Genomic DNA, 13,476 nt, shown 5'->3' with positions numbered 1-13,476 from the left:
TTGGCGACGTCGACGGTCGACGCCTGCCCGCGGCCGTGCGTCCGGACGTACTTACTGTGCAGTTCGCGGCACGCTTGGTCGCTGTCGGACCACAGCGCCAGCTGCGACATGCACCGCACGCAATCGTGCAGGTTGGACAGGTAGGTGACCGAGTAGGGGCCTTCGCGGCGGGATCGGATCTCCCGCAGCACCGAATACTCGGCGAGTGCGTGCGTCCATTCGCCGGCGGACAGGTACTGGGCCGCCTCTGCCTCGATCTTCGCGAGAACACCGGTGTCAGTCATGTAGGTATTGTGACGGCAATCACAGAATTGCGCCACGGATCGAATGGCCTGGGTCGGCGGAGCGGTCGGGTCAGGTGCCGGTGTGGCCGAACTTCGCGCTCAGTTCGGCCACCGACGCGGCCAGGCCGGCGGCGATCGTGGGGGCGTCGGCGGGATCGATCCGGTAGCGAGGTCCGGTGATGGTCAGCGCGGCGATGATGCCGCCGGTGTGGTCGCGCACGGGGACCGCGACGGCCACCATTCCCACCTCGAGTTCCTCGTCGGCGACCGCCCAGCCGCGTTCGGCGACAACGCCGAGTTCGTCTATGAGTCGCGTGCGGTCGGTGACGGTGTTGTCGGTGTACGCCGCCGGCCGCGCCGGGAGGAGGTCGCGGAGCTGCGCGGTGGTGAGCGCGCTGAGCAGCACCTTGCCCGACGATGTGGCGTGTGCGGGGGTCGCCTGTCCGATCCAGGTGTGCATCGCGACGCTCGCGGTGCCCAGTGCTTCGACGACGTTGATGGCCTGCGTGCCGTCGAGCACCGCAAGGTTGGTGGTTTCGCCGGTGGCGGCGGCGACCCGGTTGCACACGTCCTGGCCGTACGTGGCGAGGTCGAGTTTGGCGGCGGTGGTTCCGGCCAGGCGCACCACTGTGAAACCGATCCGGTAGTCGCGCCCGCCCGGCACCTGTTCGACGAATCCGCGTGCTTCCAGCGATGCGACGAGCCGCGACACCGTCGACTTGTGGACGCCCAGTTGCCCCGCCAGGTCGCTGACGCCGGCCGACCCGGCCCGGCCGATGAGTTCGAGGATCTGCAGTGCCCGGTCGACGGATTGGACGGTGCTCCCGGTCTGCCGGTCACCTCCCGTGGCATCGGTCTTGTCCGTCTCTTTCGGGCTGGTCATCAGAGCATCCTTGCGGACATTCCGCTGCGCTGGGCGGTGGGGGACTCGGTTGTGGCGGTGTATTCGGTTGCGGCGTCGACGATCCACGCGGCGAGATAGTCGGCGAACGAGGAGCGTACGTACAAGGCGAAACCACTGTTCTCGCGGTGCACGATCACGCCGGCCTGAGCGAGGAAGGTCTGCACCGCGGCGGTGTCCCCGAATCGGCCCGGCGACAGGTCGATCGCGCATCCGTGCGCCAGAACCGTTGCGGCATAAGGTCCATCGAGGGTGATGCGGGTACGTTGGCCGGTGGTGTCGGCGAGATAGGTTCCGCCCGGCGCGGATTTGCCGGCGTCCACCGATGTCTGCAGGACGGGGAGCCAGTCGTGCGCGGCGATTCCCGGGCGGGTGAGCAGCCACTCGTCGGGTCCCAGCCAGATCGCGTCGGTGCCGTCGGCGGAGCTGATCGCGCACGCACCGGGCAGGGTGAGTGCGTCGATCACGCCGGGGTCGGTGGTGCGCACACTGATTGCCGCGACCGGTGTTTCGGAGACCAGCACGGCCGGTGCGAGCGCCGCGAAGCGCCGCGACCAGCTTGCCAGCGGCGTGATCATCGGTATCTCAGCCATCGCGGCGGGCTCCTTCGGGATCGACGAACACGGGGGAGGTGACCTCGACCTCGACGAGCCGATCGCCGACGGGCACGTCGAGCCGGGTGCCGATGCGTCCGGTGCCGCCGCCGACAAGGGCCAGCGCGAACGGGCGGCCGAGCTCGGCGCTGTCGTAGCTGGAGGTGACGTGCCCGAGCATCGGCACGGGGGCCGGCGGCACGACCCGATCGGGGTTGTGGTCGATCACCTGTGACCCCTCCGGCAACCGGGTGGTCGCGTCCACCGGCAGCAGTCCGACGAGTTGTTTGCGGTTCGGGTCCAGATTGGACTGCCTTGCATAGGAACGCTTTCCGATGAAGTCGGGTTTGCGTTTGGACACCGCCCAGCCCAGGCCGAGATCGTGCGGTGTGACGGTGCCGTCGGTGTCCTGCCCGATGATCGGATAGCCCTTCTCCGCTCGCAGGACGTGCATCGCCTCGGTGCCGTACGGAGTGATCCCGTACGACGTACCGGCCTTGATGAGGGCGTCCCACACAGCGCGTGCGTACCCGGCGGGAACGTTCACCTCGAACGCGAGTTCGCCGGAGAAGCTGACCCGTCCCACCCGCACCGGCACGCCGCGGAAGGTGGTGTCCCGCCAATCCATGAACGCGAACGCGTCATTGGCCACGTCGAGCTCGCCGAACACGGCACCGATCACCTCGCGGGAGCGAGGCCCGACCACCGGGAACGTGGCCATGTGATCGGTCAGCGAGGTGCTGAACACCCGCAGCTGCGGCCACTCGGTCTGCTGCCACTCCTGCATCCAGTCCAGGATCGACGCCGCGTTGCCGGTGGTCGTGTACACCCAATAGCGATCGTCTGCGAGCCGCATCACCGTGCCGTCGTCGATCACCATCCCGTCCGCGCCGCACATCACCCCGTAGCGGATCTTGCCGGGCTTCAGCGTGCTCATCAGGTTGGTGTAAAGCATGTCCATGAACGCGGGGGCATCCAGTCCGGCCACCTCGATCAGACCGAGCGTCGACCCGTCGAGAATGCCGACACCTGAACGGACCGCGGCACATTCGCGGAGGACCGCCGCGTCCATGTCCTCGCCGACGCGCGGATAGAAGCGCGGCCGTTTCCACTGCCCGACGTCCTCGAACACGGCCCCCGATTCGACGTGCCAGTCGTGAATGGGGGTGCGCCGCACGGGATCATAAAGATCACCCCGATCACGTCCGGCGAGCACAGCGAACGACACCGGCGTGTACGGCGGGCGGAACGTGGTGGTGCCCGTGTCGGCGACCGGAACCCCGAGCAACTCGGCGACGATGCCCGACGACACGATCCCCGAGGTCTTGCCCTGATCGTGGGCGGTGCCGATGGTGGTGTACCGCTTCACGTGCTCCACCGACCGCATGCCTGCGCCTATGGCTCGGGCGATGTCGGCGACCGTCGCATCACGCTGCAGATCAACGAATGAGGTTGTCGCCGTGGATGGGTCGCCGGGACTGCGCCAGCAGATCGCCGTCGCCGCCGGGGTGCGTTCGGGTGTCTTCGGTACGTCCCGGAATTCGGGGAGCGGTATGCCCATCTTGCGCAGCGCCGTCAGCGCACCTCGGCGGCCGTCGGTGAGACAGCCGCTCTCGGTGAGCAAACCCGCTGCCGCGCCGACGATCTCGACGTTCGTCAGTGAACCCACCGGAAGGAACGCCGCCGCAGTCTCGTCGAATGCAATCGTGCCCCGTAGCTGACTCCACAGGTGCGCCGCCGGATTCCATCCCCCACTCACCAGAATGGTGTCGCAATCGATCACGGTCCCGGTGTCCAGTCCCGGTGCACTGATCTCCGCCCCGATCACCTCATGTGCCTCTGGTCGCCGGACCCTTCGAGACCCTCGCTCCTTCGTCGCTTCGGCCTCAGGGATCAAGAAGGTCGCCGCGTATTCGTCTGTGGTTACCCATGATTCGTGTGGTTCGTTGGTTGTGGTGGTGTTTCTTGTTTTGTGTGGTTCGTCGGTTGTGGTGGTGTTTCTTGATTCGTGTGGTTCGTTGGTTGTGGTGGTGTTTCTTGTTTTGTGTGGTTTGTCGGTTGTGGTGGTGTTTCTTGATTCGTGTGGTTCGTTGGTTGTGGTGGTGTTTCTTGTTTTGTGTGGTTTGTCGGTCGTGGTGGTGCCTCTTGATCCCTGAGGAGCCGAGCCGTTAGGCGAGGCGTCACGAAGGGTCTGGTGAGTGGAGGCTCCCAACGCGCGAACCACATAGCCGCCCGGGTGGACGGGAATCCGCAGCTTACGAGCCTCGTCGAGCAGGTCCGACGCGACCTCGTCCCGGGTGTCGACGATGGCGGAAATCGTTGTGCCGGCACCGGAGAGCGCGAACGCGGCCTCATAGGCGGAGTCGCAGGCGGTGTAGACGACGGCAGTGGACCCGGGGCGCACCCCGTACCGGCAAACGTAGTCGGCGGCGGATCCGGCGAGCATCACCCCGGGAAGGTCGTTGTCGGCGAACACGATCGGACGTTCATGTGCACCGGCCGCGATGATGATGTGCCGGGCCCGGATGCGGTGCAAACGCTGCCGCGATACATGTGCGGGTGCTTGATCCCCGAGATGGTCGGTACGGTGCTCGACGGCCAGCACGAAACCGTCGTCGTAGCCGCCGAATGCGGTGGTGCGGATCAGTCTGGTGGTGCGTTCGAATGCGTCGAACTCGGCGACGGCAGCGGCAACCCACGAGGCACCCGGTGTCGACCCACCCGGTTCGTTGCGTTCGTCGACGAGCAGGACGGACACCCCGGCGCGGGCGCAGATCAACGCCGCCATGAGGCCGGCCGCACCGGCCCCGACGACCAGCACGTCGGGGTGGTGGTGGAGCCTGTCGTAACGTGCGGTGTCGGGTTCGGTACTGAGCCTTCCCCAACCCGGAACCCCGTGCGCCACAAGACCAGGACACAGTTCGACGGTGGTCGCCGGTACCATCGGCTCGATGAAGGGTGCGTCGATACCGACCTGGGCGGTGGCATCCTCGGCCCATGATCCGCTGATACCGCGTGGGCGGCCTAGATTGACGCTGGTCGTGACCGTGCGCACCCCGTTGGCCAGCAGCGCCGAGGCGAGAGTGTCCCCGGCGTATCCGGTGTAGGTCACACCGTCGAAGACGAAGTCGACGGGCCGATCGCGATCGACCCGGCCTCCCGCTGCAATGCGGTTGGACTGGCTCATGATTCATCATCCTTGGCTGCCGAGGCACGGAATGTGTAGGTCACGGTATCGCGTTCGGCGGTGAACCACTGCCGACAGCCGGCGACGTGGCACCAGCGTTCGGCCAGAACACCTTTCGGGTTGGGTCGGAAGAACAGGTACCGGCCCCACTCGGTGTCGTCGAGTCCGGCCGGGTTCTCCGGGTAGTCGATACCGGCCGCGGCGCCGTAGTGGAACTCGGTTTCCTCGCGGGGCCCGCAGTGCGGGCATGGAATCAGTTGCATCGCAATGTCTCTCAGGTCAGTGAGCTGTAGGTCAGTGAGCTACGGCGGCCGCGCCGTGTTCGTCGATGAGCGCACCGGTGTAGAAGCGTTCCAGCGTGAACGGGGCGTTGATCTCGTGCGGCATACCGGTTGCGACGGTATGCGCCAGACACCAGCCCACCCCCGGTGTCGCCTTGAATCCGCCTGTGCCCCAGCCACAGTTGAGGTAGACATTGTCGTACGGGGTGGTACCGACGATCGGAGAGGCGTCGGGCGTGACGTCGACGATGCCGCCCCACGTGCGCAGCAACCGGGCGCGCGCGAACACCGGGAACAGTTCGACGGCCGCCGCCATCTGCCTTTCGATGATGTGGAACGCGCCCCGCTGCCCGTACCCGTTGTACGAGTCCACGCCCGCACCCATCACCAGTTCACCCTTGTGCGCCTGGGAGACGTACACGTGCACCGCATTCGACATGACCACCGTCGGGTGGATCGGCTCAAGCAACTCCGAGACGAGCGCCTGCAGCGGATGGGACTGCACCGGCACCGGAACCCCGAGCCGGTCGGTGAGCGTGGAGGTGTGTCCGGCCGCGCACAACGCCACCCGGCCCGCTCCGATGCGTCCGCGGGAGGTTTCGACCGCCGTGACCCGGCCGCCGTCGGTGGCAAAGCCGGTAACTTCGCAGTTCTGGATTATGTCGATGCCGGCGTTGACCGCGCTGCGGGCGAAACCCCATGCCACATAGTCATGTTTGGCGATGCCGCCACGTGGCTGAAAGGTGGCGCCGAGCACCGGATAACGGATGTTCGGGGACACGTTGACGATGGGACAGACGTCGGCCACCTGCTGGGGGTCGAGCCATTCGGCGTCGATTCCGTTGAGCCGGTTGGCTTCCACGCGGCGGATGCTGTCACGCACGTCCTGTTCGGTGTGTGCGAGGTTGAGCACGCCGCGCTGGCTGAACAGGATCTGATAGCCGAGTTCGTCCTCGAGGCCCTCCCATAGCTTCAGCGAGTGTTCGTAGATGCGAGCGCTCTCGTCCCACAGGTAGTTGGAGCGGATCAGGGTGGTGTTGCGCGCCATGTTGCCGCCACCGAGCCAACCGCGTTCGAGCACAGCCACGTTGGTGATCCCGTGATTGCGGGCCAGGTAGTGCGCGGTGGCCAGGCCGTGTCCACCACCGCCGACGATCACCACGTCGTAGTTCGGCCGGGGATCGGGGTTGTGCCACAAGAAGTCCGGATGCTGTGGCAGATCTGCTCCGGGGGCTGTCATCTGGGCTGTCCTTGCATGTCGGTTGGTGTGTGAGATCAGAAGTCGATCACGAAGAGGTGAGTGTTCGGACCTAACAGTTGTTGCGACCAGCGCAACTAAGCGCGTGTCATGCAACAATGGTGTAGCCTGTCCGTTGCGTTGTCAATCGGACTCCAGAACTTGCAGCCATCGGGGAGAAGAATCCGCAGTACACTATCCATCGAGGTCAAAGCCATGACTGTCAGTGTTTTCGAGCTTTTCAGCATCGGTATCGGACCGTCGAGTTCCCATACCGTCGGACCGATGCGCGCCGCACAGCGCTTCGTCGCCGACCTCGCCGACCGCGGTCTGCTCGTCGAGCCGATCCGGGTGGAGGCCGAACTGTTCGGCTCCCTCGCCGCCACCGGCGCCGGTCACGGCACCCTCGACGCCGTCCTCCTCGGGCTGGAGGGACTACGGCCGGAGACGATCTCCACCGACACCAAACAGCAGCGGCTCGCCTGGATGGCGGTGCACCGCCGGATCCGGATCGGCGGCCTGATCGAGATCCCGTTCACCACCGACGACATCGTCTGCCGGGCGAATACGTACCTGCCCGAGCATCCGAATGCGATGACATTGCGTGCCTTTGGAATTGACCCTGCACCCAGTGCGGAGGAAACCTATCTCTCGGTGGGCGGTGGTTTCGTCGTCACGGCATCGGAGTGGGCCGCCGCGTCGTCGCGTGGACCCGCCGCCGACACTGTCCCATGTCCCTATTCGGATGCCCGGGAACTGCTTGAGCTGTGTGCATCGTCGGGGTGCTCGATCGCCGACATCACCCTCGCGAACGAGGCGGTGCACCGCTCGCGCGACGACGTCGCCAAGTATCTGCTGGAGATCGCCGACGTGATGCACGAATGTGCGCGTCGCGGTATGAGAACCGATGGTGTCCTGCCGGGCGGTCTGAACGTCAAGCGCCGGGCGAAGGTGTGGTGGCAGCGGCTGGTGTACGAGGACCCCGACCGGGCGCCGGAGTTCGCCGAGGACTGGGTGAACCTGGTGGCGCTGGCCGTCAACGAGGAGAACGCCGCAGGTGGGCGGGTGGTCACCGCTCCCACCAACGGCGCCGCCGGCATCGTGCCCGCCGTGCTGTACTACGCGCGTCGCTACACGTCCGCGGGACGCGCCGACCACGACGATGCGACCGTGCGGTTCCTGCTCACCGCGGGTGCCGTCGGCGCGCTGATCAAGGAGCACGCGTCGATCTCGGGTGCCGACGTCGGCTGCCAGGGCGAGGTGGGGTCGGCTGCCGCGATGGCCGCCGCGGGATTGGCCGAGGTCCTCGGCGGCTCACCGGCACAGGTCGAGAATGCCGCCGAGATCGCGATGGAACACAGCCTCGGTCTCACCTGTGACCCGATCGGCGGACTGGTCCAGATTCCGTGCATCGAACGCAATGCGATCTCGGCGGGTAGGGCCATCAATGCCGCCCGCATGGCGTTGCGCGGCGACGGCACCCATCGGGTCAGTCTCGACCAGGTGATCGCGACCATGCGGGATACCGGCCGCGACATGCACAGTAAGTACAAGGAGACCGCAACGGGCGGACTTGCCGTGCACGTGCCGCTCAATATCGTCGAATGCTGACTATCGACAGGTTAGTTAGGGTTGGCTAACCTCGAACCATGACCGCTATCACAGGTGTGAGCGACCGGACCTTCGGACTGTTCCTGAACATGGGCGCCAACCTCGCGCCCACCACGGCCGGGGTGTTCGACCTGACGCTGCGCGAGGCCGATGCCGCCGAACAACTCGGTTACGACGAATTGTGGGTCACCGAACACCATTTCATCCGATTCGGCATCAACCCGAGCGCGCTCACCACCGCCGGATTCCTGCTCGGCCGCACCGAACGGATCCGCGTCGGCACCGCGGTCACGCTGTCGCCGCTGCTGCATCCGGTGGAGATGGCCGAACGGTCCGCGCTGCTCGACCAACTCAGCGGCGGCCGGTTCAGCCTCGGTCTGGGCCGGGGCGGATATCGGAAGGACTACGATGTGCTCGGCGTCGACTTCGCCCGCTGGGACGACGAGCCGGCGTCGAGTGCGCGGCAGATCCTCACCCACTGGGCGCCGGAGTCGGACCTGCAACCCGCGCCGCTCACGCAGCCGCATCCGGAACTGTTACTCGGCACCACCGGTGCGGCCGGCCTGGAGCTGGCCGCTCGCAATGGTCTTGCGCTGCAACACTATTTCGCGATGCCCGCTGAGCCGCGGGTACAGATCGAACAGGCCTACCGGTCATTCGATCCGGTGGGTGATCCCCGGCACCTGCACACCCTGACCGTCATCGTCGACGACGACCCCGACATTCGGCATCGGCTCGAAAAGGTTGCGCTGCAATCGTTCAAGGACGGCGACCATCCGCACGTCCCGCAGGCCCCCGAGTTTCACGTCGGTCCCGACGGAAAGCCGCTCACCTCCGAAGATCAGGTGAAGATGGCCGTGCACGCCGCGATCGTCGGCTCGGTCGAGCAGGTCGTCGACGGGCTCGGCCGGTTCATCGAGACGACCGGCGCCAGGCGTCTCGCGTTCTACGCCGAGGCCATCGCCGACGCCGACATCACCATGCGCACCATCACCGACCTCTCCGAAAAGGTGATCCCCCAGCTCTGACACCGCCGCCACTTCAGCGCGTGCACCGTTCTTGTAGTTGGCTGGTGTATACCGATTGCGTTCGGCCCTCGACGAAGGAGCACCAGTAAGCCATGTCCGCCACCCCGACAGTCCTCGTGATCCGACACCTCCTGTTCGAGGATCTCGGCATCTTTGCTCCGGTGCTGACTGAGTCCGGCTACCGGATCGACTATGTCGACGCCGGCATCGACCGCATTGACCCGGACGCCGTGTACGATGCCGACCTGCTGGTGGTCCTGGGCGGCCCCATCGGGGTCGGCGACCAGCGCGCCTACCCCTACCTGACCGACGAGATCGCGGCCATCGCTGAGCGAATCGACCGCGGCCTGCCGACGCTGGGGGTATGTCTGGGTGCGCAACTGATCGCTGCGGCACTGGGTGCGGCGGTCGAACCCACCGGACGCATCGAGATCGGCTATGCACCTTTGACTTTCGCCGATGTCCCGGACAATCCGCTCGCGATGCTCGGGCAGGTGCCCGTACTGCACTGGCACGGCGACCAGTTCGCCATCCCCGACGGCGCCCGGCTACTGGCATCCACCCCAGGATTCCCGCATCAGGCATTCGACTATGGTCCGGCCGTCCTCGCCCTCCAATTCCATCTCGAAGCCGACCACGACCGCATCGAGCAATGGCTCATCGGACACGCCCACGAACTGGCCACCAACGGCATCGACCCGGCGGCCATCCGTGCCGACGCCGGGCGGTACGGACCACAACTGGCCGACCATGCGCGAGAAGTGTTCGCGGCGTGGCTGCGGTCAGCCGGTGCGCCCGGCACCACCCGCGGAACATCTGCCGCCATTCCCTGCTGAACTGGAACTCGGGCCTTTCGGTCCAGTGCGTTTGTGTGGAGCGCTCAGCTTTCGCAGCCGACGCCGTCGCCGTCTCGGTCGAGAGCGGGCCGGTAGCCCGGCTGCCCGACGTAGACCGGCGCCGCACCCGCTGCCCGGGCCTCCGAGCAGTTTCCGTAGTAGACATCGCCCGTCGTGGGCGAGGTCACCGCCTGCGGCGTGGTGGTGCGCTCCGGTGTCGAAGTGCGGGGTGTCGAAGTGCGGGGTGTCGATGTGCCCGGGGTGGTACGCCCCGGCGTGTGGGTGCGTGGTCGTGTCGCGTCGTCGTCGTTCGAGTTCTGCTTGTGCGACCAGCTGAAATCGTGGTCGGGTATGTGCATGCCAAGTCTGTAGAACAAATGTTGAACAAAGCAGTACGATGAGGGTATGTCAACAATCGGATTCCGGCCCACTGCCGAGGACGAGCGCATACTCCGCACGGCTGCGCGGACCGGGGAAAGTACCTCCGACACGCTGCGTCGGGCGCTACGGCTGCTGGACCACGAACGGTGGCTCGAACAGTTCCGCGCCGACGCCGAACAACTCACCGGCGAAGATATCAACGTCGAACCTCAAGCCTGGTGATCCGGGGCGCGGTGTACCGCATCGACCTCGGCCAGGCGCGCGGTCACGAGCAGTGCGGCAGGCGGCTCGGTCTGGTGATCTCCCCATCGCAATCACCCCTGTCGGTGGTCACGGTCATCCCGACGTCCACTTCCGCCCGACCGGCGATCCACCGACCCGAACTGGATATCGCGGGGCGAACGACAACGATGCTGATCGATCAGATCCGCTCCATCGACACTGACTACCTGGTCGGCGATCCAGTCGACTACCTCTCCCGCGACGAACTGGCACAGGTGGAGCGGGCCCTCGCGCACTATCTCGGCCTCACAGCCGTCGCGTCACCGCAGTCCCGATAGTGTGAAAGTCGAGGAGGCCCCTCTGCTTGAGATTGACGTCAGGTAGATCGTCTCCGCCTACCACTACTCCAAGGACGAAGTCTTCCAGGCGCTCGTGGCTGCGAACCCGGACCGGCGGGGACGACCGCGTCCAACCTCCGGCGTGTCCCGGGCATCCTGACATCCTTCCAGCGGGAACCTCGGTCCTGCTGACTCGGGTGTTGTCTACCGACGCTGGGCAAGCTCGGTTCCCCCAACTCGACCGCCTGCAGCGAACTGGTGAGGATCGGCTGACGCGAGTCTTCCCGGACTGTGCCGGAGTACATACAGCACCAAGACCGGCGGCGAATGCTTCTCGCGTTCGCCGCCGGTGGGGTGTTGTATCGTCGCGGCTTCCGACCGCTGGGCTCAGTCGATGCCCGTTACCCGATGCCCGTTACCCGATGTCCGTTACCCGATGCCCGTTACCCGATGCCCGTTACCCGATGCCGTTGTCGGCGTCGGTCTCGATGCGCAGGTTGCCACCCCACGCCGACAGGTAGCCGACGTTGCAGCCGCCCCGGATACCGGTGGCACGCACACCGATCTTGTGGGTTCCTGGCGAGAGTTGCATGTAGTAGCTGCCGTCGCTCTGGCTCGGTCCCCCTCACGGCCATCGGTGAACGACTATGGGTAGTTCTCTCCATCAATGGGCAGATCTCCCCTCCGAACAAGAGCTGATTGGGCACAATCGCATTCCGACCCCAAACGTCCCACGGCACCGCATCGATGGTTCCCGCTCAGCTACAGCGCGAGCGTGACACAAGGCGCAACGAGCGACTTACTATGCTTGAGAAGCAAAGCATAGACTCAGGAGGCACGATGAAGGCACGATGGATCTAGGCTTACGCATGAAATACAAGGCATAGGAGACTGTATGGGTGCACCACGACGGACGACCCCACGTCAGCGGTCAACTGTGCCCGCCTTGACAAGCATTGGCGCCACGATCGCCGATCGCCGACGAGGACTGAACCTCACCCAGCAGACTCTGTCCGACCTGAGCGGAGTTTCCAGGTCGACGGTCCAGGCCCTTGAATACGGCAGCGGCTCGATCCGGCTCGAAGCCCTCACAGCCGTCGCCGAAGTACTCGGCCTCCACATCGGCGTCTTGCGGCCGGGGCAAGCGCGATGATGACCGCACCCGCGGAACTTCGCCAGATGAGGCAGGCGGACGTCTATATCAACGACGCGCGAGCAGCTGTTCTGCTCCGCGACGACCGCGACCGGGTGACCTTCCGGTACCACACCGAATTCCTTGACGCGCATCGTGATACAGAAGTCCGCAACCGATCCGTGGCGTGGACGTTGCTGTCTACCCCGACATTCCGGCAGGCGACCGCCGACGGTGGTGCGGTGCCTCCGTTCTTCGCCGGACTCCTACCTGAGGGGGCGCGGCTCGATGCCGCCATCGCCTCGACCAAGACGTCCGCCGACGACCATTTGACGCTTCTGCTCTCCGTTGGCGCCGACACCATCGGCAACGTCCGTATCGCACCCGCAGGCACGGCACCGATCGGCGTCGAACCTGCGGTCGACAATCCCGAAGTCGCCGATTTCAGCAGGCTCGCGGTATCGCTCGGCGAGACGATCGACGTCGACCCGATTGCACTTTCGGGAGTGCAGCCGAAGGTGTCGGCGCAGCGGCTGACCACGACGGTTCGCCGAACCTCAGGCTCCGCGATCTTGAAGTTCAGCCCGGCCCGCTACCCACGGATCGCCGAGAATGAGGACTTCTTCCTTCGCATGGCCCGCGGCTGCGGTCTGCGCACCCCGACCCACGAGGTCGTCCACGATGTCAACGGGGTCAGTGCACTGCTGGTCGCCCGCTTCGACCGCACCCCGGACGGACGCCGGATTCCTCAGGAAGACGCCTGTCAGGTGGCCGGCGCGTACCCGGCGAGCAAGTACCGTCTCAAGACCGAAACCGCCATCAAAGAACTGTCCCGCGCCTGCGCGGACGGCGGAGGTTCGGCAGCAGCCGCAACGCTCGAACTGTTGCAGACGGTGTCGTTCTCGTGGCTCATCGGCAACGGTGATCTGCACGGAAAGAATCTGTCCATCTATGCACCAGAAGACTTTTGGCTGCCCACACCGTCGTATGACCTGCTGTGTACGCAGCCGTATGCGGGCTGGCGCGATCCGATGGCGATGATGCTCTACGGCCGCAACAACCGGTTGACCCACACCCACATCGTCGAATCCGGCGAACGCCTCGGTCTACGCCCACGGGCGGTCTCCCGGATGCTCGACTCACTCACCTCGGCCGCCACCCCCTGGATCGAGCGATGCGCCGAGATCGGCTTCGACGATCGCACCACCGCTCACCTGGAAAACCACCTACGCGAACGCCAAGCCTCGCTCCTCCGATGACACACTCCCGCGTCGCCGACTTCGTCCGGCGAATCGCTTATCGCGATATCCGATACGCGGGACGCAGTTCGAGTCGCGGCACGGGTCAGTCGGGCGTGGTGCGGTGTTGATATTGTCGCGGTCACCGACCGCCGGGCTCAGCCGATGCCCGTTTATCCGATGCCCGTTTATCTGATGCCCGTTTAT

The 13,476-nt window shown here is 65.7% G+C and carries 13 protein-coding genes and 2 pseudogenes; 7 read left to right on the top strand and 8 right to left on the bottom strand.

Annotated elements, in window-relative coordinates; genetic code table 11:
• From KDB67_RS18225 to KDB67_RS18200, 6 genes and pseudogenes are all read right to left on the bottom strand, one after another.
• Nucleotides 1–284 (bottom strand): annotated as a pseudogene (locus KDB67_RS18225) (hypothetical protein); the annotation flags it as partial.
• Between the two features lie 70 nt (nucleotides 285–354).
• A complete protein-coding gene (locus KDB67_RS18220; protein ID WP_291018682.1) occupies nucleotides 355–1,167 on the bottom strand; it encodes an IclR family transcriptional regulator in 813 nt (270 codons plus the stop codon).
• Nucleotides 1,167–1,778 (bottom strand): sarcosine oxidase subunit gamma family protein, encoded by a 612-nt coding sequence (locus KDB67_RS18215; protein WP_291018679.1) that lies wholly within the window; start codon nucleotides 1,776–1,778, stop codon nucleotides 1,167–1,169. The genes KDB67_RS18220 and KDB67_RS18215 overlap by 1 nt, the downstream gene beginning before the upstream one ends.
• Nucleotides 1,771–4,965 (bottom strand): FAD-dependent oxidoreductase, encoded by a 3,195-nt coding sequence (locus KDB67_RS18210; RefSeq protein WP_291018676.1) that lies wholly within the window; start codon nucleotides 4,963–4,965, stop codon nucleotides 1,771–1,773. The genes KDB67_RS18215 and KDB67_RS18210 overlap by 8 nt, the downstream gene beginning before the upstream one ends.
• Nucleotides 4,962–5,228, bottom strand: a complete 267-nt coding sequence (locus KDB67_RS18205) for a sarcosine oxidase subunit delta (RefSeq protein ID WP_291018673.1) — start codon at nucleotides 5,226–5,228, stop codon at nucleotides 4,962–4,964. The genes KDB67_RS18210 and KDB67_RS18205 overlap by 4 nt, the downstream gene beginning before the upstream one ends.
• 31 nt (nucleotides 5,229–5,259) lie before the next feature.
• Nucleotides 5,260–6,486, bottom strand: coding sequence for a sarcosine oxidase subunit beta family protein (locus tag KDB67_RS18200; RefSeq protein WP_291018670.1), 1,227 nt, complete (start codon nucleotides 6,484–6,486; stop codon nucleotides 5,260–5,262).
• A 213-nt stretch (nucleotides 6,487–6,699) separates the two neighbouring features.
• On the opposite strand from KDB67_RS18200, the gene KDB67_RS18195 reads away from it, so the two are divergent.
• From KDB67_RS18195 to KDB67_RS18185, 3 genes are all read left to right on the top strand, one after another.
• The gene (locus KDB67_RS18195) at nucleotides 6,700–8,094 is read left to right on the top strand and encodes an L-serine ammonia-lyase (RefSeq protein ID WP_291018667.1); all 1,395 of its coding nucleotides are present in this window, start codon (nucleotides 6,700–6,702) and stop codon (nucleotides 8,092–8,094) included.
• Nucleotides 8,095–8,132: 38 nt separating this feature from the next.
• Nucleotides 8,133–9,122 carry an LLM class flavin-dependent oxidoreductase gene (locus KDB67_RS18190; RefSeq protein ID WP_291018664.1) on the top strand — a complete coding sequence of 330 codons (990 nt, stop codon included), beginning with the start codon at nucleotides 8,133–8,135 and terminating at the stop codon, nucleotides 9,120–9,122.
• 92 nt (nucleotides 9,123–9,214) lie between these two features.
• Complete coding sequence (locus KDB67_RS18185; RefSeq protein ID WP_291018661.1) at nucleotides 9,215–9,958, top strand: glutamine amidotransferase; 744 nt, start codon at nucleotides 9,215–9,217, stop codon at nucleotides 9,956–9,958.
• A gap of 44 nt (nucleotides 9,959–10,002) precedes the next feature.
• Here KDB67_RS18185 and KDB67_RS18180 read toward each other — a convergent pair.
• Nucleotides 10,003–10,122 (bottom strand): annotated as a pseudogene (locus KDB67_RS18180) (excalibur calcium-binding domain-containing protein); the annotation flags it as partial.
• A gap of 241 nt (nucleotides 10,123–10,363) precedes the next feature.
• Between KDB67_RS18180 and KDB67_RS18175 the strand changes: the two are divergent.
• Together KDB67_RS18175 and KDB67_RS18170 are read left to right on the top strand one after the other, a co-directional pair.
• Nucleotides 10,364–10,561, top strand: coding sequence for a hypothetical protein (locus KDB67_RS18175; RefSeq protein ID WP_291018659.1), 198 nt, complete (start codon nucleotides 10,364–10,366; stop codon nucleotides 10,559–10,561).
• On the top strand, nucleotides 10,558–10,899 hold the full coding sequence (locus KDB67_RS18170) for a type II toxin-antitoxin system PemK/MazF family toxin (RefSeq protein WP_291018657.1): 342 nt from the start codon (nucleotides 10,558–10,560) through the stop codon (nucleotides 10,897–10,899). Before KDB67_RS18175 ends, KDB67_RS18170 begins: the two co-directional genes overlap by 4 nt.
• 457 nt (nucleotides 10,900–11,356) lie before the next feature.
• Here KDB67_RS18170 and KDB67_RS18165 read toward each other — a convergent pair whose 3' ends face one another.
• Entirely contained in the window at nucleotides 11,357–11,491 is a 135-nt protein-coding gene (locus KDB67_RS18165) for a hypothetical protein (protein WP_291018649.1), read from the bottom strand.
• A 354-nt stretch (nucleotides 11,492–11,845) separates the two neighbouring features.
• On the opposite strand from KDB67_RS18165, the gene KDB67_RS18160 reads away from it, so the two are divergent.
• Together KDB67_RS18160 and KDB67_RS18155 are read left to right on the top strand one after the other, a co-directional pair.
• Nucleotides 11,846–12,052, top strand: a complete 207-nt coding sequence (locus KDB67_RS18160; RefSeq protein WP_291018647.1) for a helix-turn-helix domain-containing protein — start codon at nucleotides 11,846–11,848, stop codon at nucleotides 12,050–12,052.
• Between the two features lie 26 nt (nucleotides 12,053–12,078).
• Nucleotides 12,079–13,290, top strand: a complete 1,212-nt coding sequence (locus KDB67_RS18155) for a type II toxin-antitoxin system HipA family toxin (protein WP_291018639.1) — start codon at nucleotides 12,079–12,081, stop codon at nucleotides 13,288–13,290.
• The last annotated feature ends 186 nt before the right edge of the window (nucleotides 13,291–13,476 follow it).

Origin of the sequence: Gordonia sp. (in: high G+C Gram-positive bacteria) (assembly GCF_020438995.1) — a bacterium.
Lineage (GTDB): Bacteria > Actinomycetota > Actinomycetes > Mycobacteriales > Mycobacteriaceae > Gordonia.
Note: the sequence above shows the minus strand (reverse complement) of the source record. Positions and strands in the feature narration are given on the sequence as shown.